Annotated in this window: 18 protein-coding genes; 6 read left to right on the top strand and 12 right to left on the bottom strand. The window is 65.9% G+C overall.

The window, feature by feature from the left end:
• Positions 1-91: 91 nt before the first annotated feature.
• Positions 92-985: an HlyD family efflux transporter periplasmic adaptor subunit gene (locus tag FJV43_RS19545; RefSeq protein WP_239620040.1), complete on the bottom strand. Its 894-nt coding sequence runs from the start codon at positions 983-985 to the stop codon at positions 92-94.
• Between the two features lie 287 nt (positions 986-1,272).
• Here FJV43_RS19545 and FJV43_RS19550 point away from each other — a divergent pair, with 287 nt between their 5' ends.
• Entirely contained in the window at positions 1,273-1,884 is a 612-nt protein-coding gene (locus FJV43_RS19550; protein ID WP_239620042.1) for a PAS domain-containing protein, read from the top strand.
• A 240-nt stretch (positions 1,885-2,124) separates the two neighbouring features.
• Here FJV43_RS19550 and FJV43_RS19555 read toward each other — a convergent pair whose 3' ends face one another.
• A complete protein-coding gene (locus FJV43_RS19555) occupies positions 2,125-3,279 on the bottom strand; it encodes a beta-propeller fold lactonase family protein (RefSeq protein WP_239620043.1) in 1,155 nt (384 codons plus the stop codon).
• 244 nt (positions 3,280-3,523) lie between these two features.
• Here FJV43_RS19555 and FJV43_RS19560 point away from each other — a divergent pair, with 244 nt between their 5' ends.
• Both FJV43_RS19560 and FJV43_RS37175 read left to right on the top strand, forming a co-directional pair.
• Complete coding sequence (locus FJV43_RS19560; RefSeq protein WP_239620045.1) at positions 3,524-3,700, top strand: hypothetical protein; 177 nt, start codon at positions 3,524-3,526, stop codon at positions 3,698-3,700.
• 108 nt (positions 3,701-3,808) lie between these two features.
• On the top strand, positions 3,809-3,931 hold the full coding sequence (locus FJV43_RS37175) for a hypothetical protein (protein ID WP_256439331.1): 123 nt from the start codon (positions 3,809-3,811) through the stop codon (positions 3,929-3,931).
• 90 nt (positions 3,932-4,021) lie between these two features.
• Here the strand turns inward: FJV43_RS37175 and FJV43_RS19565 are convergent, their stop codons facing one another.
• Positions 4,022-5,068 carry a helix-turn-helix domain-containing protein gene (locus FJV43_RS19565; RefSeq protein WP_239620046.1) on the bottom strand — a complete coding sequence of 349 codons (1,047 nt, stop codon included), beginning with the start codon at positions 5,066-5,068 and terminating at the stop codon, positions 4,022-4,024.
• Positions 5,069-5,204: 136 nt separating this feature from the next.
• Between FJV43_RS19565 and FJV43_RS19570 the strand changes: the two genes are divergently transcribed.
• Complete coding sequence (locus FJV43_RS19570) at positions 5,205-6,251, top strand: class I SAM-dependent methyltransferase (protein ID WP_239620048.1); 1,047 nt, start codon at positions 5,205-5,207, stop codon at positions 6,249-6,251.
• A gap of 243 nt (positions 6,252-6,494) precedes the next feature.
• On the opposite strand, the gene FJV43_RS19575 is transcribed toward FJV43_RS19570, so the two are convergent.
• Positions 6,495-9,158, bottom strand: a complete 2,664-nt coding sequence (locus tag FJV43_RS19575) for an EAL domain-containing protein (protein WP_239620050.1) — start codon at positions 9,156-9,158, stop codon at positions 6,495-6,497.
• Positions 9,159-9,247: 89 nt separating this feature from the next.
• Entirely contained in the window at positions 9,248-9,940 is a 693-nt protein-coding gene (locus tag FJV43_RS19580; protein WP_239620051.1) for a hypothetical protein, read from the bottom strand.
• Positions 9,941-10,122: 182 nt separating this feature from the next.
• Between FJV43_RS19580 and FJV43_RS19585 the strand changes: the two genes are divergently transcribed.
• Together FJV43_RS19585 and FJV43_RS19590 are read left to right on the top strand one after the other, a co-directional pair.
• Positions 10,123-11,157: a LysM peptidoglycan-binding domain-containing protein gene (locus tag FJV43_RS19585; protein ID WP_239620053.1), complete on the top strand. Its 1,035-nt coding sequence runs from the start codon at positions 10,123-10,125 to the stop codon at positions 11,155-11,157.
• A 187-nt stretch (positions 11,158-11,344) separates the two neighbouring features.
• The gene (locus FJV43_RS19590; protein ID WP_239629509.1) at positions 11,345-12,649 is read left to right on the top strand and encodes a Spy/CpxP family protein refolding chaperone; all 1,305 of its coding nucleotides are present in this window, start codon (positions 11,345-11,347) and stop codon (positions 12,647-12,649) included.
• A gap of 133 nt (positions 12,650-12,782) precedes the next feature.
• Here the strand turns inward: FJV43_RS19590 and FJV43_RS19595 are convergent, their stop codons facing one another.
• From FJV43_RS19595 to FJV43_RS19625, 7 genes are read right to left on the bottom strand one after another with little or no spacing between them, the layout of a single operon-like run.
• Positions 12,783-13,826 carry a uroporphyrinogen decarboxylase family protein gene (locus tag FJV43_RS19595; protein WP_239620055.1) on the bottom strand — a complete coding sequence of 348 codons (1,044 nt, stop codon included), beginning with the start codon at positions 13,824-13,826 and terminating at the stop codon, positions 12,783-12,785.
• Positions 13,827-13,878: 52 nt separating this feature from the next.
• Positions 13,879-14,748, bottom strand: coding sequence for a fumarylacetoacetate hydrolase family protein (locus FJV43_RS19600; protein WP_239620056.1), 870 nt, complete (start codon positions 14,746-14,748; stop codon positions 13,879-13,881).
• 3 nt (positions 14,749-14,751) lie between these two features.
• Positions 14,752-15,411, bottom strand: coding sequence for a polysaccharide deacetylase family protein (locus FJV43_RS19605; RefSeq protein WP_239620058.1), 660 nt, complete (start codon positions 15,409-15,411; stop codon positions 14,752-14,754).
• A gap of 9 nt (positions 15,412-15,420) precedes the next feature.
• Entirely contained in the window at positions 15,421-16,230 is an 810-nt protein-coding gene (locus tag FJV43_RS19610) for an ABC transporter permease (RefSeq protein WP_239620059.1), read from the bottom strand.
• 7 nt (positions 16,231-16,237) lie between these two features.
• Complete coding sequence (locus tag FJV43_RS19615; protein ID WP_239620060.1) at positions 16,238-17,044, bottom strand: ABC transporter ATP-binding protein; 807 nt, start codon at positions 17,042-17,044, stop codon at positions 16,238-16,240.
• Positions 17,023-17,778 (bottom strand): ABC transporter permease, encoded by a 756-nt coding sequence (locus FJV43_RS19620; protein WP_239620062.1) that lies wholly within the window; start codon positions 17,776-17,778, stop codon positions 17,023-17,025. Before FJV43_RS19620 ends, FJV43_RS19615 begins: the two co-directional genes overlap by 22 nt.
• Positions 17,779-17,784: 6 nt before the next feature.
• A complete protein-coding gene (locus FJV43_RS19625) occupies positions 17,785-18,747 on the bottom strand; it encodes an ABC transporter substrate-binding protein (protein ID WP_239620063.1) in 963 nt (320 codons plus the stop codon).
• Between the last annotated feature and the right edge of the window lie 39 nt (positions 18,748-18,786).

Raw genomic sequence — 18,786 nt, forward strand, 5'->3', positions numbered from 1 at the left:
TCGTCATTGCGAGCGCAACGAAGCAATCCAGATTCTTTCCGCGGAGGGACTCTGGATTGCTTCGCTGCGCTCGCAATGACGGTTGTGGCGACTACTTCGCGGCTTCCGCGCTCGCCATCACTGGGCGCACCGGATCGCCTTCGCGCAGCAATGCGCCGGCGCGGGCGACGACGACATCGCCTTCATTGAGGCCGTCGCGGACCTCGATGTTGCCGCCCGACATCAAGCCGACCTCGACACGCTTGGTCTCGACGCGGTTGCGGCGGATCACCTGCACCACGGTGCCTGCGGATGAATACTGCACGGCGGTCAGCGGCACCGCGACGTTGCAGCTCTGTCCGGTCTTGATCAGCGCGCGCCCGCTCGCGTTCAGGAGCAGACGCTTCTGCGATGAGATGCCGATATAGACCATCCCCTGCTGGATGTTCGGCTCGACGGTCGCGCCGATGCGGCGCACCTTGCCGCCGATGTCGTCGGCGCCTGCGATCCACACGCTCGCCTGCTGATTGACCGCGAGCTTGCGCACATCGGTGGTGGCCACCAGGCCGACGAGATCGTATTCGCTGCGCGCAACGATCGTGAACAGCGCCTCGCCCTTGGCCGAGGCGAAGTTGCCGATCTGCGCAGTCGAGGTCGCGATCACGCCCGCCACCGGTGCGGTGACCTGAAGCGTGCCGCCTTCGGGCAGCGCCAGCCGAGCCAGCACCTGGCCGGCGGTGGTGGTATCACCCGCTTCCGCCAGCACCTCCGTGACCTTCAGGCCGGGACGCTCGGGCCGCACCGAGGTTTGCTCCCGCGCGACGATCGTGCCGGTCGCCTCGACGATATCGGAGAAGCAGGATTTCGCGACCTTCAGCACCGTGACCGCCGGCCCCTTGGGCGCGTCGTCATCGGCGGCTCCGGCCGGATGGGGGCTGAAGACGAGCAGGCCGGCGACGGCTGCGGGACACAGGTTTCGACCAACGGCACGGGGCAAATGACGCATCGGAAATTCCACAGGGGCTATGTCTCCAATCGATAGCAGATGGCCGCCGCCCGCACTATGGCCGCGTCGTCCCAAAACAGGATGCCGCGCCGCAGGCGGTCGCGGCAAGCCTTTGATTAGTCGCGGGATTGGTGAACAGGTTCGCGCTTCTGGGGTGCGCTTTGCCGTGGCCGTCCGGGCCTCGGGTGCGGCTGATCACGGTCTTCTCATCTGCGACAGCGACCTGTATGGGTTTAGCGTCAGAAACGATGCGGCGTTGCTGCCGTACAACTCTTGGTCGAGACGGGATGCAGCAGTTCGTATGCGAGCAGAATATCGTCCATTTCGAGCGGCTGCTCAATGAGACGAGCGACCCGACGGTCCAGAGTACCGTGCGCGCACTGCTGGCGTCGGCGAAGCGCCAGTTGGCGTTGTTGAACTCGGCCGCGTCCGGCGCCGATTCGACGCGGCTCGAACAGCGCCGGCGGCAGCATATCGACGGCGCAACGATCCGGCGGCAATTCCAGCCGGAGTTCGATAGCTCGCCGCACCCCTACATGTTGCTGGATCCCGGCCCGGGACTGTCCATCGTCGACATCAACGACGCCTATGCGGCGGCGACCTTCATCAGCCGGGCCGACGTGGTCGGCCGGTCCCTGTTCGAGATGTTTCCCGACAATCCCGACGATCCGCTCGCCGATGGCGTCAGCAATCTCTACGGCAGCTTACGGATCGTCGGCGAGACGGGGCAGGCCCATGCCATGGCGATCCAGCGCTACGACATCCGGGATTCCGATGGCACCTTCGTGGAGCGTCATTGGCAGCCGATCAACTCGCCGATCCATGACACGGCCGGCCATCTGGTCTTCCTGCTGCACCACGTCGAGGACGTCACGCCACAGGTCGCGGCGCCGCGTTAACCGTTAGCCGCGCCGATCGCCCAGCAGCTTGCCGGTCGAACGTTCGATCAGATGCAGCCGCGTGCAGGCCGGGCATGACACGGATACGTGCGTGCGGTCGGCCGGCTCATCGGTAAGCCGATGCTGCACGTTCAAGCCAGTCTGAGGGCATTTGAAGACAATCTGTCGATCCATGGCCGGAGATATGCCGCCAAGCCGGACCTTGCGAAATTACGGATGTTTACGTAGGTCGGCGGCCCCTCAAGGCAGGCTCAGGAACTCGACCCAGTTCGGCTTCCTGCCGGTGGGGTAGGATTTAAGCTTGGCCAGCGCGCCGCTGCTCTGGTCGATGGCATAGATCGTCATGCCGTCTGAGAGCTCGCCGACCGCCGCGAGGTAACGCCCGCTGGGATCGATGGCAAAGCCGCGCGGCTGGGTCTCGGTCGGGACGCTGCCGATCGTGGTCAGCTTGCCGCTTGATCCATCGACCCTGTAGGCGGCGAGCGTGCTGGTGGTGCGCTCGGAGGCGTAGAGGAAGCGGCCGTCCGGAGTGATGTGGATGTCGGCGGCCCAAGGCTTCTTGTCAGGCTCTTTGGCATTGAACCCTTCCGGCAGCGTGGTGGTGCGCTGGATCTCGTCCCAGGCGCCGCTGCTGGCATCGTAGGCGAATGCCGCGACGTCGCCGTTCAGCTCGTGAAGGAGATAGACGAACTTGCCGCCAGGGTGAAACACGAAGTGCCGCGGCCCCGATTTTTGCGGTGCCTTGTGCGCCGGCGGATCGCTCGGCGCCAGCGTACCGGTTGCGGTGTCGAACGCGAAGCTCAGGACCTGGTCGGAGCCGAGATTGGTCGCGAACACGAAGCGGTTGTCGGGCGAGGGCAGGAAGGCGTGGGCGTTCAGCCCGGTCGGGATCACCTGCTTGGGTTCGCCGACGACGCCGTTGGCCAGAAGCGGATTCAGCGCGACCTTGTTGCCGCCATAGGAGGCGCTGAACAGGAACCTGCCGCTGCGGTCGAGGGCGATGTTGGCCATGCTGTCCGCGAGCGGTCCGTTGCCGAGATGGCTGAGCCGGCCCGTCCCGGGATCGATCGCAAAGCTCACCGCGAGGTATGGCTGCGAGCGGATTCCGGCAATCAGCACGCGATGGTCGGGCGTGATCGCGAGCGGCGTCGAGGAGCCGGGCTTTTCGACGTCCTTGAAGGCGGCCGTCTGCACGAGCGTCATCTCGCCGCGCTCGGTCATGTTGAACACGCTGATGTCGTTGCTGTCGGCGTTGCCGACATAGGCGAAGGTCTCGGCCATGCCGGCACGGGCTCCGGAAACGAGAATGAGGCAAGCGAACAGGGTGGTGGCGATCGCAGCGCGTAATGCTTTGGATGCAGATTCTTGGCGCGGTCTCGGCCTCGGTTTCGACATGGGCTCCTCCTAAGGCCGGATCGCGGCATCGTCGTTTTGCCGGCGAGGATAGCGGCAGGCGTGCCGCCGCACCAAATCCCAATCGGGATTGATCGATGCCGAATTCGTATCGGTGGCGCCGGGTTAGCCCACGCATCGCCGCCGTGCGGCCAGTGCATTGCAAAGCGCTCCCATGAGCCGGTTCACAGGTCGAAAACAGCCGATGCCGCTGCGAACCAATGCCGCGCGAGTGCATTGAACCGGCATGCCCCGTGAAAATGATCTCGAAGGCAAGCCCGACATGGGCGGCAAGCATGGCGGCCAAGCCGGCCAGCCCAAGCTTCCGCCACGCCCGCGCGAGGGCGAGCGCGACGAGGACGTCGTGGCAAAGCGCCACACCGGCCAAACCGATCGCGCGCCGCCACCGACCAAATCAAAATAGCGCCTCGTCTGTCCGCATGCTGTTGGACGGTCGTCGCGCCAGGGAACGGCGGCATCGCCACGCCGTTACCCAGGTGCGTCGGGCGAGAGATGGAAACGGAGGCTGGCCGTGTTTTGGATCTATTGGAACACCGCCTGGTCGCTGATCATCAGCGGCATCATGGTCGCCACCATCGTCAGCCATCCCGACGCCGAATTCGCCGAAGTGCGCGCGGCCCGGCGATCGATGTAAGCTTGCCGAGCTCGCGGGTTTGCCCCTGTTCCGGCGAGGTCCTGAGCAGCAGCCCGTCAGGCCTTGCCGCCACCGTGATCCCCGTTGCCGTCAGCCGGCCGCCCGCCGCGGCCTGACCGATGTGCCGGAGGCCGGGGGCCGCGCTCCCGTGACGTAGTCGGGAAGCTGAAACTTGCGCCGGTAATCCTTCGGCGACACGCCGGCCTGCTTTCGAAACAAGCGGCGGAACGATGCCACGTCCTCGTATCCAACCTCGCGGCAGATATCCTCGATGGCCGTTTCCGACGTCTCGAGCAGTTGCTTGGCTTCCTCGATGCGCAGCGTCTGCACATAGGCGAGCGGCGAATAGCCGGTCGCTGCCCGGAAGCGGCGGTCGAATGAGCGCTTCGGCAACCCGGAGTGATGCACCAGCGCCGCAATGAGGTCCTGCCGCTGGTAGTTCTGCGCGATGTAGTCCTGGCACTTCCTGATCACGCCGTCGCCGTGATCCACGTTCTGCACCATCGAGGCGAACGGCAATTGTCCTTCGCGATGCCACTGGTAGAGAAAGAGTTTCGAGATGCGAATCGCCTCTTCCGTACCGCCGTATTTCGCGACGATCAGCAGCGCGAGATCCTGCCAGGATGATGCACCGCCCCCGCAGACGAGATTGTGACCGGGCCCGTTCTGCACCAGCACGCGCTCCATGCGGAGCTTGACCTTGGGGAAATGCTTTCGAAACACCGGCTCGTAAACCCAGTGCGTGGTGGCCTCGTATCCGTCGAGCAGGCCGGCTTCGGCGAGCACGAGAGACCCGCCGCAGGATCCGTACAGCTGCGCGCCCGCTTCGTGCATCCGCCTGATCCATGCGATGAGCCGGCGATCGAGCACGGCGGTGCCCGTCTCTGCCGTGACGATCACATTCGGTACGAACACGATGTCGGTCGATTCAACCTGATCGACCAAGTCTTGCGGCAGGATGCTGACCCCGGTGATCAGCTTGATTGGGCCAGGTTCGGCGCCGACCAGCCGTGGTTCGAACAGGCCTTCCGGCGTGCCGCCCTTGACGCCGTCCCACATCCGTCCCGCGCCCCACAGCGTGTCGAATACGCCGTAGATGATCGACGGATCGCATTCGGCGAACACGGGAATACTCACGCGTACACGTCCACGTGACATTCTGCAGCCTCTGGCTCGATTGGCTCGAAACTGACTATTCTGCCTCTCCATCCGCGAGTCCAGACACCCTATGTCGCACCTCAGCGGCGCATCTCCGCGCCCTGAGGAGCCAGACATGAACTTGGATGAGAGAAAGCTCGAGCAGCTGCTTGGACTGGTCGTCAACGAACTCGGCGCCGCCTCCAATGCGGCGCTCGTCGTCCTCGGCGACCGACTGGGATTATTCCACGCGCTGGCCGACAGCCCGATGACGTCAGCCGAGCTGGCCAGGCGAACGGGGACTCACGAACGCTACGTTCGCGAATGGCTGTCCTCACAGGCGGCCTCCGGCTTCGTGAGCTTTGATGCGACGAAGGACACGTTCAGCATGACGCCGGAGCAGAAGGCCGTATTCGCGGATGAGAACAGTCCGGTCGCGATGGTTGGCGGCTTCAGCCTGCTGCCGGCGGTTTATCACGATGAGCCGCGACTGGCCGAGGCGTTCAAGACCGGCAAGGGTCTACGCTGGAGCGATCATTGCAATTGCATGTCCTGCGGCGTCGACCGCTTCTTCCGGCCCGGCTATCGCGCGCATCTGATCGCCGAATGGCTGCCTGCGCTCGACGGCGTCGTCGAGAAGCTGGAGCGAGGTGCCAAGGTCGCAGACGTCGGTTGCGGCCACGGCTATTCGACCCGGCTCATGGCCGAAGCATTCCCGAACTCGGACTTCATCGGCATCGACTACGACGAGGCCTCGATCGACTGCGCACGGGCCGAGATATCCGGCGCGCGCAATCTGCGATACGAGGTCGCAAAGGCGCAGGATTTCGCAGGATCCGGCTTCGATCTCGTGACGATGTTCGACGCGCTGCACGACATGGGCGACCCCGTCGGCGCCGCCCGCCACGTTCGCGCCGCGCTGAAGCAGAACGGCACGCTGATGCTGGTCGAGCCGGCGGCGGGCGACAGCCTGGCCGACAATCTCAATCCGGTCGGGCGGGTCTATTACGCCGGCTCCACCCACATCTGCCTTCCGACGTCGCTGAGCCAGGACGTCGGTTTGGGACTCGGGGCGCAGGCCGGCGAAAAGCGCATCGCGCATGTGTTGCGGCAAGGCGGCTTCTCGCAGATCGGCAAGGCTGCCGCCTCGCCCTTCAACATGATCCTGGAGGCGCGGCCATGACGGCCGCGCACGTCCTTGTGCGCATCGGCGCGATCGCGGTCGAGCCGCACGCTGCGGACGCGAGGTGGCCGTGATTGATGTCGTCGCCCACCTCCTTCTCGCCCGCGCTTCGCTGGTCGCCGGCCTGTCCCGCCTGTCCTGGAGGCGGGTGGCTGCGCTCGGTCGCCGCGGATGGCGCGCGTTCTGGACGGTCACCGCGGGGGCGTGAAGCGCGATGACGATTCGTCCCCATCGCATCGCGCTTCAGGCTGCCACCGCCTGCGCCGCCAGCAGTCGTTTCAACTCCGCCGCGGGCACGGCCGGGCTGAACAGCCAGCCCTGCATCTGGCTGCATCCGAGCTGACGCAGCACCTCGCGCTGGGCCTCGGTCTCGACGCCTTCGGCCGTCGTCGCCATGCGGCGGGCGGCGGCCATGTGCACCACGGCCTGCACGATCGGCGAGGAATCCTCGGGCTCGCCGATGTCGCTGATGAAGCTGCGGTCGATCTTGATCTTGTCGAACGGGAAGCGGTGCAGATAGCTCAGCGAGGAATAGCCGGTGCCGAAATCGTCGAGCGCGATGCGCACGCCGAGCTCGCGCAGCTGCTGCAGGATCGTCAGCGCCTCCGCATCGTCACGGATGAGCACGGTCTCGGTGATCTCGAGTTCGAGCCGCCCCGGCGCGAGCCCTGACTCCGCGAGAGCGGCGGCGACCTTGAGCGCCAATGTCCGCGAGCGGAACTGGACCGGGGAGACGTTGACCGCGATGTGAATCTGGCCGGGCCAGGAGGCGGCTTCGAGGCAGGCCTGCTTCAGCACCCATTCGCCGATCTCGCCGATCAGGCCGGTATCTTCCGCCACCGGAATGAAATCCGCGGGCGAGACCATGCCGCGCTCGGGGTGGCGCCAGCGCAGCAGCGCTTCGCAGCCGGTGACCACATTGGCGGCGAGGTCGACCAGCGGCTGATAGTGCACCTCGAACTCGCCGCGCACGAGCGCGTGACGCAGATCGAGCTCGAGCTGCCGGCGCTGCCGTGCCTTGGCGTCGTATTCGGGTGCAAAGAGTCGGAAGGTGCGGCGCCCTTCCGACTTCGCCGCATACATCGCAAGATCAGCGCGCTTGAGCAGATCGTCGGGATTGTCGCCGTGGTCGGGCGCGATGGCGATGCCGATGCTGGCATCAGTCGGGATGTCCTGGCCCTTGCAGCTCACCGGCGCGCGCAACGCCCCGAGGATCGTTTCCGCCAGCGCCGTCAATTCGGCCGCGTCGTTCGTGCCGGCCTTGACGATGGCGAACTCGTCGCCCCCTAACCGCGCCACCATGTCGTTGCCGCTCACGCAGGCGCGCAGGCGGTTCGCCACCTGGCGCAGCAATTCGTCGCCGACCTCGTGGCCCAGCGAATCGTTGACGCCCTTGAACTCGTCGACGTCGATGTAGAGGATCGCGAACGGCTTGCCCTGGCCGAGCTCGGCGATGCGGCGCTCCAGATGCCCGCGCAGCAGCACGCGGTTGGGAAGGTCGGTCAGCGCGTCGTAATGCGCCATATGGGCGATGCGCTCGTCGGCGCGGATGCGCTCGGTGACGTCGTCATGGGTGGCGAGCCAGCCGCCCGCGGCGCCGGGCTGATTCTTGATCTCGACCAGGCGGCCGTCGGCGGTCTCGACGATGGTGCTCTGGGTCCGGCCGACATTGCTCAGGATTCCGTCGCAATAGGCCTCGACGTCGCCCTCGAACGAGCCGGTGTCGTGCCGATGCCGGATCACGTCACGGAAATGGACGCCGGGCTTCACCACCTCCGTCGATAGGCCATACATATCGATGTAGCGCCGGTTGCAGACGATCAGCCGCTCGTCCTGGTCGAACATCAGGAGGCCCTGCGTCATCGTGTTCATCGCGGTGTCGAGCCGCTGCTTCTCGAGCGAGAGCCGGTTCGTCATCTGGCGGAAGATCAGGTAGAGCGTGAGCACCAGCAGGCCCGTCGACAGCACGGCAATGGTGACGAAGAATTTCGTCTGCGTGCGCCAGGTCGCCAGCGTCGCATCCATCGACTTGGTCGCCACCACCACCAGCGGCTCGCCCGCGAGCAGGCGCGAGGCGACGATGCGGTCCTTGCCGTCGATCGGGCTTGCGAGCTGGGTGGTGACGAAGGTGCGCTCGAACACCGCCATTTGCTCCGGCGTGCCGTTGCGGAAATTCTGCCCGATCATCGCATCCGCATGCGGAATGCGCGCGAGCAGCTGGCCGTTCTGGTGGTGCATCGCGATCGAGGATTCCTCGCCAAGCCCGGTCGAGGCAAAGAAGGATTCGAGCTGTTCGGGCGCGATCGCACGCGAGACCAGCCCGAGGAATTCGCCATGCGGGCCGGAGACGCGCCGCGCGAACACGATCGCCGGTCCGCTGCCGAGCCGGGCGGGCTCGACTTCCACCTCTTCCTGCGAGGCGGGATCGTTCTTGAGCCGGTTGAAATAGCCGCGGTCGGCGACCGAGATGTCGGCGACCGGCCATTGCCGCGACGAGTTGATCAGCAGGCCCCTGGAATCGAACAGATTGGCGCCGGCAATGTCGGACCAGCCGCTGGCCTTGGCACGCAGCACCTCGTGCACGGCGAGCGTGCCCATCTCGCTGCGGAAGATTTCAGCGGATTCGACGCCGTGGCTCTCGAGCTCGGCGATGATGCTCTTCTGCAGCACCGCAAAGTCCTCGAACGCGCGGTCGAAGTGCCGGGCGAGCATGCGGACGGAGTTTTCCAGGCTGTCGCGGCCGCTCTCGATCGCATTCTGCCGGAAGCGGTCGACGGTGAGCGCGGTGCCGATGGCGGTCGCAAGCATCAGCACGAAGCCGCCGATGATCAGCCATGTCAGCGGCGCCCCGCGCCAACGGCGGAGCAACGCGCGCATTCGCGCGGTCCATCTGATCGATGCGCCCATCCGGCCCTCCCGTGGGATGCAAGATGCAGCAAAACCGACAAGACCCCGTTACCATTAAAGGTTAGGAAAACATGAATCGGAGGTGGCGCTCACCGCCTGATCTCCCATCGCAGCGCCTCCGCATTCGCCTTGGCGAATATCGACGGCACGTCGAAAGTGCCGGTCTCGAGATCGTAGCGGCAGCGCCAGTCGGCGAGCCCCTTCACCGCAACGTTCTTCGGATGCCTGTCCATCTCGCCCGACAGCGAGATCACGAGATAGCGGTTGTTGGGCCAGCGGACGCCGAGCCGGCGATAGCCATCCTCCGTGCCTTTCACGAGATTGGCCGAGATGTGGGAGTCGAGCTTCATCCTCTTCGTGTCGGACCGGCTGTGGAAATAGGCCCAGGCGAGATCGCTGAGCGACTTGCTGGTCGCACTCACGACGGCTGCCTTCTCGACACGGTAGAGATAGAGGTCCTGCTCGCCGGAGCCGGTCTTCTGCATCCGCACCAGCCATCGCGAGTCGTCGGTGAAACGGAAGCCCGCCGGATAGGTCTGCTCCGGCTTCAGCTCGGTCATCTCTCCGCCCTGCCGAGCCCAGGCCTGCCACCTGACGTTGAAATCCTCGCTCTCCTTCACGTACTGCTCGATCCTGGTGGCGCCGTCGGGCGAGGTGAAGGCGAGATCCGTGTTGTCGGACAGGGTGAAGCCGGGCGGCGGGCCGGAGGCAGCGAGTGCGGGTGAAGCCGCCACCGTCAGGACCAGCGCCAGCCATCGGGCGGGACGGCGAAATACGGCCACGGGAAAATTCCTTGAAGACATGCCGCGCTGCGGCCTCGACGATTTGGACGCCGGCGGGGTGACGCCGGTTCATCCCGGGCGCCGGGACGGAGGCTTATCATCCTATCGACCGTCTTGCTGCCGCAGCCAAATCGGCGCACTTTGCCGGCCTCGGCTGATTTGCCACCCAAGGTCCTTTTCAGATGATCACCGCATCCAAGGTCCTCATTGCCCTCTGTCTGCTCGCGCTGGCCGGCACCGCACTGGTGATCGGCCCGACCGAGCTGCGCCGCCTGTTGCCGGACGGGACGAAGACCGCCGTCGCCGCCAAGCCGGAGGCCAAAGCCGAACCCAAGGCCGAACCCAAAGCTGAGGCCAAGGTCCAGCTCAAGCCGGAACAGCCAAAGCTCGCCGGCGGCGCGCCGCCGGCCCCGGCCCCCGGGCCGAAGGCGGGCGCGCTGGCCGAGACTCAGAACGAGGTCACGGCCGCGCTCGCCGATCTCGCGCCGGTCAAGCCGCCGCCGGCGGTTGCGGATAGCGGCCCTCGTTTCGACGTCGCCCGCGTCGACGATCACGGCGAGGCGGCGGTGATTGCGGGCCGCGCCACGCCGGGGGCAAGGGTCGAGCTGCTGCGCGACGGCAAGCCGCTCGATAGTGTGGTCGCGGACGCCTCGGGCCAGTTCGTCATGACCCCGCCGCAGCTTCCCTCCGGTTCCTATGAATTGACGCTCCGGGCCAAGGCACCGGACGGCACGGTGACGGAGTCCGGCCGGACCATGCCGGTGACCATCGCCGCGGCGGCGCCGCCGCCCGCGCGGCCCGCACCGGCCGCGAAGCAAGATGCGGGACAGGAGCCGAAGCAGGCCGAGAAGCCCGACGACAAGCCGGATGTCGTGGCCGCCCTGCCATCGGCCTCGCCGCGCCTGGCTTCAGCGCCTGACAGGCAGGCGGCCCGGCCGAAATTGACCGGCGCGCCGAAACCCAAGGTCCTCGCGCGTGCGCCGGCGGACACCACGGTCGCATCGGCCTCGCCGGCAGACGTGCTCACCGCCGCACCGGCGCAGGCCGGCGGCAGCCGGGTCATTGCCCGTGGCGACAGTCTGTGGGCTCTGAGCCGGCTCGCCTATGGTGACGGCGCCCGTTACGCGGTGATCTTCAAGGCCAACCGCGACAAGATCAACAACCCCAATCTGATCTATCCCGGCCAGACTTTCGTGATGCCGCAAAAGGCGGAGTGACGGCACGCTCCATCCTCCCCCGCCCAGGCGGGCGTCTTGAAAGTCGCCCGTCGCGGGCAGAGGGCGCGGTCGCCCGCGACGCTTTGCCCTGTGTCCCTCCGGAACAATCGGTTCCCTCGCGCGTCATTGTGCTGCGACGCATTGCGCTTGGTGCTGGGAGGAGGCCGAGGTGGTCAGGTCGGCGATCATGTCGGGACGCATGGGACTGGCACTGGCCGGCGCGACCCTCGTGATTGCGGCAGTGTTGCTGCCCAACAAGGCGGAGGCGCAGTTCGGATTGCGCGGCGGTCCGCTTGGCGTTGCACGTTTCGCGGTCGGCCACATGCTCGGCGTGTCGCGCCTGCGCCACTCCCGCATGGCCGTGCGCGGCAGCCGATACCGCTCCGCTGCGCTGCGGTCGCAAGATCTGCGCGGGGCCGAGCGCGGCCAGCTGTCCAATCCCTATGTCCTGCGTGCGGCCCTCACCGCGCAGGCTGCGCTCTCGGGCTGGCATGGCGGCCGGCGCCCGCAGGGCTGGTGGCGCCATCCCGACGGCAGCTACGGCTGGGTCGGCCCGGTGTTCTGGCCATTCGCGCATGACGATCTCACCACCGCGATCATGTTCGGCGACACCACCAGCCTCTCGTTCTATGGCTATGGCGACATCTATGCCGCGATCTTCTCGCCCTATGCGGCGACGGAGCTCGCCGCCTACACCGCGCCGCAAAGCCGGCGTGGACGAAGGGTCCCGACGGCGGAGACGCTCTGCGAGGCCAGCGACACCGGCGGCCTGCCGGTCGACCGCATCGCCGCGGCCGTGGCACCGAACGAGCTGCAGCGCACTGCGCTCGACGAGCTCGCATCCGCCTGGAATGGGGCGCGCGAGGCCATCCACACTGCCTGCCCGGAGCAGGCGCCCGCGACTGCGTCGGAGCGCCTCGGCCTGATGCGCGAGCGGCTCGAGGCCATGATCAAGGCGATCGACGCAATCGAAGCGCCGCTGGCGAAATTCGCCGGTCTCCTCAATGACGACCAGAAGGCCAGGCTCAATGCCCTCGCCAGCGATCGCCGCGCTGCGCTGGCGTCCCGCCAGCCCAAGGATTCGCAGAAGGATGCGGCCAAGGATGTGGTCAAGGATGCGCAGGCGGCCGCCGCCTGCCGGCCCGACTACGATCCGCGTTATGACGAAAAGGCGCAGCGCCAATACGAGCAGCTGGTCCAGCAGCAATGGCCCGCCAACGACATTGCCTCCACGCTCCACCTCGACGAGGTGGCCCGCGCCCGCCTCGAGGTGCTCCAGGACACCACCCTGCGCACCATGCAGACGCTCAGCGCCTGCCCGACAGAGCCCGCCGCGACACCGCAAGCCCGCCTCCCGGCCGTGAAGGCGCGGCTGCAGACGATGCTGCAAGCCGTCGGCGACGTCACCGATGCGCTCGACGATTTCCAGGCGGATCTGAGCGACGAGCAGAAGGCCGGGTTCGAGTCGATCGGGCCGAAGCGGGGGGCGTGAGGCCGGAGTCGCAACGCCTCCCGTGAAGGTCGCTAAAGCATGATCCGGAAAAGTGCGCAGTGGTTTTCCGAAAAGATCATGCTTAAACAACAACCTAAAGCGCGATGACGATTCATCCTCATCGCATCGCGCTTTAGCCGACCTCCCGCCGAACCTTCGCCGCTGCGTCGCACATGGCCTTCAGCTTCCCGAACGCAGTCGCACGCGGCATGTATTTCATGCCGCAATCCGGCGCCGGGACGAGACGATCCGGCGAGACATATTTCAGCCCGTTGCGGATGCGCTCGGCGACGGTATCGACGCTCTCGATCGCGGGATCCGCGAGGTCGAGCACGCCGAGCATGATCTTCTTCGACGACAGGTCCTTGAGCACGCCGAGGTCGAGCTTCGGTTGCGCCGCCTCGATCGAAATCTGGTCGGCGGTGGTGTCGTCGAGCTCGGCCAGGAAGGAATAGCCGGCCGGCTTGTTCGAGCCCGGCACGACCGCAGCATAACCAAAGCAGAGATGCACCACGGTCGGCACCGTGATCCCTTGCAGCGCGCGATTGATCGCCTTGACGGCGTAGCGCTTGGCGAGTTCCGGGTTGTTGCGCACCCAAGGCTCGTCGAGCTGGATCACGTCGGCGCCGGCCTTTTGCAGATCGAGCGCCTCGGCATTGACGGCTTCGGCGAGAGCCATCGCGAGCTCCTCGTCGTCCTTATAGTACTCGTTCTTGGCCTGCTGGCTCATCGTGAATGGTCCGGGAAGGGTGATCTTCGCCGCACGCTCCGTGTTCTTTCGCAGGAACTGCATATCGTGCAGCTCGACCGGGCCTTTGCGCCTCACGGGGCCGACGACGCGCGGCACCGGCGTCTGGGTGTTGCCGGTGCGCGCCACGATCATCGCGGGATTGTCCCCGTCGATGCCGTCGAGCGCGGTGGCGAAGCGATTGGAGTAACTCTCGCGGCGGATTTCGCCGTCGGTCACGATATCGATGCCGGCGCGCTCCATGTCGCGGATCGCGACGATGGTGGCGTCGTCCTGGGCTTCTTCCAGGTGTTCGGGCGGCAACCGCCACATGTCGTGCAGGCGTGTGCGCGGCACCACCTTCGACAGCATGGCGCGGTTCACCAGCCATTCCGGCTGCGGATAGCTGCCGACCACGGTGGTCGGCAGGATGTGCGTCGGCATGGGCATGGGGTTCTCCTTCTTCTTCTTGTTGTGGCTTGTCGTTGTTGAGCGCGACTGTTCAGGCCGCGCGCGTTGCCGCGGCCGATCCTTCGTCCTTGACGGGATTGCGCAGGATGCCGATGCCAGAGATCTCGATTTCGACGACGTCGCCGCCCTTCATCCACAACGGTGGCGTGCGATAGGCGCCGACGCCGCCGGTCGTGCCGGTGACGATCACGTCGCCGGGCACGAGCTCCGTGAAGGTCGAGCAATAGGCGATCAGGGCCGGGACGTCGAAGACGAGATCGGAGATCGGAGCCTTCTGCACTTCGACGCCGTTGAGCCGGGTGATCAGCGTCTGCTTTGCGATATCGGTCAACTCGTCGGTCGTGACCATCCAGGGCCCGAAGCCGCCGGTGCCGGCAAAATTCTTGCCCGGCGCGAATTGCGAGGTGTGGCGCTGCCAGTCGCGGATGCTGCCGTCATTGTAGCAGGCATAGCCGGCGACATGGCTGAGCGCGGCTTCACGCGAGATGCGGCGGCCGGCCTTGCCGATGATGACGGCCATTTCACCCTCGTAGTCGAAACGTTCGGATTCCAGCGGCCGGATCATCGGCTGGCCGTGGCCGACCTGGCTGTTGGCGAAACGGGTGAAGATCATCGGATGCGCCGGCGTCGGATGGCCGCTCTCGGCCAGATGCGTGGCGTAGTTGACGCCGATGCAGAAGATCTTGTCGGGATCGGGAATGGTCGGCAGCAGCGCGACGTCCTGCAACGCGTAGTCGGTCTTCTCGCCGGCGAGTTGCTTCAGCTCGTCGAGCGACCCCTTCGCGAGCAGCGCCTTCAAGGTCGGATATGCCTTCAGGCGCTTGCCGGCATCGATGACGCCTTTGTCGGTGACGATGCCATAGCTCGCAGTACCGGCGATCGTGAAGCTTGCAACTTTCATCGGTCAAACACTCTCTTCAATGCAGGAGACATAGTCGTTGATCGGAAGGACGATCTCGCCGCAGCGGATCGGAACGCATTGCGGCGGGAAGTTCTGGCGGAAGCACGCGCCGGCGGCATCGGCGCGGTCGAGGAAGCGCTCCAGATGATCCGTGGCGCCGGTCGGCAGATCGTGCAGCACCGTCAGCGTCCATGGCTGCCGGCTGCACTGGTCGAGGGCACGCTCGGTCCAGCCGTCGGGATCGTCCCAGTCGCGCGGAATGGAATTCCAGAGCACGCAGCTGTGTCTTTTGCGCGCGAGATAGTCGACGACGGAGGGCTTGAGCAGCCGCTTGTCGAGATTGCCGCCGCCACCGAACGGCCGGAACCAGCGCTGCGGATGTGCGAGATCGCCAATCGCGTCCTGCGTGCGGCCGATCTCGTTCTCTGCGGTATCGCGCCCCGATTGCTCACCAAGCGGAATGCTATGCGTAAAGGTGTGATTGCCGATCCAGTGCCCCTCACGGTGCGCGCGCTCCGCAAGTCTGCGCCGCTCGGGATCGGCAAGCTTCTCTCCGATGACGAAGAAGGTGGTCTTGATCCCGCGCTCACCGAGAATGTCGAGCACGCGCGGCGTCACCTCAGGGTCGGGACCGTTGTCGAATGTCAGGGTCAAGTCGTACACGCGAGTACCTCAGGTCGCCGGCTGCATCGCGCTGGATGCGATGTCGTCGTTGGCCTGACCGGCGCGGGTGCCGGTCTGCCAGATCGCCGCCTTGCGCTCGATCCACCGGATCACGGCGTTGAAGCCGATCGCAAGAAACAGCACGAGCAGTACGCCCGCGAACACGTGCGGGCTGTCGAGGATCGTCCGGTAGCGCGAGATCAGGTAGCCGATGCCCGCCGAGGAGATCAACATCTCCGAGACCACGACGCCGACGATGACCAGCGCACCGCCGACGCGCAGACCCGACAGCACCGTCGGGATTGCCGCCGGGATGATGACGCGGACCAGCCGCTGGCTCAGCGTCGCGCCCATGCTGCGGGCTGCGAGCAAGAGTTGCGGATCGATGGTCTGGATGCCGGCGGCGGTCGCGAGCATCGTCGGCAGGAAGCCGTAGATCGAGGCGAATGCGATCTTGGATTCGGAGCCGATGCCGAGCCACACCGTGAAGACGGGATAGAGGATCACAAGCGGCACCGCATAGAGGCTCGACACCATCGGCATGATCAGCACGCGCGGACGTGGCAGGCTGCCGACGATGGCGCCGAGCAGGATGCCGCCGCCGCAGGCGAACGCCATGGAGACCACGACCTCGTAGAGGGTGACGGCAAGCGCATGACCGTATTCACCCGCGTCTGTCCATCCCGCCATCAACGTGGACGACAGCGACGGCAGGAACAGTTCCGGGATGAGCCCGGCGCGCGGCAACAGCTCCCACAGCGCGATCAGGCCGATCACGATCAGATATCGCAGCGTCTTCGCGCTTATCCTGGCACTCATCTCAGCCTCACGCCGATTTGCGGATGTGCCGCCAGATGCGGTCGCGCAAGCTCCCGAAGGCATCGCCGCTCAGCATCTCGTAGGTGCGCGGCCGCGGCAGCTGGACCTGGAGATGGTCCACGATGCGGCCGGGCCGTGCCGACATGACGATCACCTCGTCGGCGAGATAGACGGCTTCGGTCAGGCTGTGCGTGACGAACACGACCGTCTTGCCGGTCGCGGCCCAGATGCGCAGCAGCTCGTCGCCCATGGTCATGCGCGTCTGTTCGTCGAGCGCTGCGAACGGCTCGTCCATCAGCAGCACCGGCGGGTCCTGCACCAGCCCGCGCGCGATCGAGACGCGCTGCTTCATGCCGCCCGAGAGCTCGTGCGGATGACGTTTGCCGAAGCCTTCGAGCCCGACCAGCTTCAACGCATCCTGCGCCTTGGCTCGCCGTTCGGCCTTGGGGACACCCCGCAACGCCAGCGGAAACTCGACATTGTCCTCCGCCGTCAGCCATGGAAACAGGCTCGCCTCCTGGAACACCACGCCGACCCTGTCGGGGTCGGGCTGCAGGATCGGCGCGCCGCTGATCGTGATGGTGCCCGCGGTCTGCTGACGCAGTCCCGCCATCATCATCAAAAGGGTCGACTTGCCGCAGCCGCTGGGGCCGACCAGCACGACGAAGCGGCCGGGCTTGATGTCGAGCGAGACGTCCTCCAGCGCGACGACGTCCTGCGACCGGGTCTTGAACACCTGGCCGACATTCTTCACCTCGATCGCGCCGGCGCGCGCGGCGGGCTTCAACGGGGTCACGTTCGCCAATGGCTGCATCGCGTTTCCACCCATCTGACAAGTTCGTTGAAGATCATGGCGATCGCGGCGACCATCACGACGCCGGCGAGGAGCTGCTTCATCTGGAAATTCTCGCCCCAGGTCGCGATCTGATGGCCGATGCCGTCGCGTGAGGCGTACATCTCGGCGAGGATCACGCCGGTCAGGTTGAAGATCATGGAGATCCGCAACGCCTCCAGCAGCACCGGCAGCATGCTCGGCAGGTAGACGCGGAACGCCGTCTGCATCGGCGTGGCGCCGTAGGAGCGCGCCACCGTCAGATGCTCGACCTTGACCGACTCAACCGCCGTCGTGGTCGACATGATCACGATGAAGATCGTGGAGAAGAAGCCGAAGCCGACCTTCTGGGCAAAGCCGACGCCGAACACGAGGATGAACATCGGCAGGAAGATCGATTTCGGGATGCTGAAGGCGAAGAACAGCAGCGGCTTGGCGACATCGGCGAAGTAGCGGTTCTCCGCGACCAGAAAGCCGATCACCGCGCCAAAGGGGACGGCCAGCGCGAACGCGGCCAGCACCTCGGTCGCGGTCACCATCAGGTCCTTCTGCACGGCCGCGCGCTGCAGGAGATCGCCGAGCGTCACGAACGTGTCGGACGCCGACGGCAGCAGGCGCGGATTGACGATGCCGGTGCGCGACAGCACCTCCCACAGCGCCAGGATCGCGACGATAATCGCGAGCCGCGCAAGGTTGATGGCAAGCGTGCTCTGCATCGCCAACTACTTGGTCGGGACGGGCTTGAACCTGGTCGAGATCACGTCCTCGACCGGCACGATGTCCTTGAGCCCGCCGAGCTTGGCGAGGTCGAGCGAGAGCTGCACGGCGGCGCTCACGTTGGCTGCGCCCATGTCGCCGCTGGTCTCGAGCTTCATGATTGTGTTGTCGTATTCGAGGCCGGCGATCTCCGGCGGCATCTCGTAGAGCTCGGCGATCAGCTTGATGGTGACGTCGCGATTGGCGCGCATGAACGCGACCGCGCCGTAGAGAGCGTTCACGGCCTTCTGCACCAGCTGAGGCTTGGCCTCGGCGAATTTGTCGAGCACGATCCAGCCCGCGGTCAGGTTCGGCGGAACCGCGGTCGCGTAGTCGAGGATGGTCTTGGCTTCGCCGGACTTCGAGATCTGGAAGCTCAGCGGCGAATAGACCACGGCGGCCTCGACATTGCCGGCCAGCAGATTCGGCACCAGGCCGCCGCCGCCGACGGGGACGCGCGTGAAGTCGATCTTCTTGTCCTGGATGGTCCACAGCGCAAGCAGGTCCGAGCCTGAGCCGGCCGCGGTGATCGCGACCTTCTTGCCGTTGAGGTCCTTGACGTCGAGCGTCGATTTGGCCGGCACCATCAACTGCCAGCCGAAATTGCCCATTGCGGCGTTGGCGACGATGCGCGACATCACGCCCTTCTTGCGCCCGGCGGAAACCAGCGAGGGCGGATCGAGGATGATGTCGGCTGCGCCCGCAGCCATGCCTTCGAACGTCTCCGCGCCGCTGCGATAGATGGTCAGCTCGGCCTGGATGCCTTCCTTCTCGAACAGCTTTTGCCGCACGGCCGTCTCGGCGATCGTCGTCGGCCAGTAAGTTTTCGTGGGCAGGCCGACGCGAATGGTGTCGGCGGCGCTCGCGGGGCCGGCGAAAATTGCGGCGGCAACGAGCGACATGAACGCGTGACGGCGATTGATCTTCATTGTTTCCTCCCGGTCTCTCTTTTTTTGTGCCGAATTTCT

Origin of the sequence: Bradyrhizobium sp. I71, from assembly GCF_022354745.1 — a bacterium.
Taxonomy (GTDB): Bacteria; Pseudomonadota; Alphaproteobacteria; order Rhizobiales; family Xanthobacteraceae; genus Bradyrhizobium; species Bradyrhizobium liaoningense.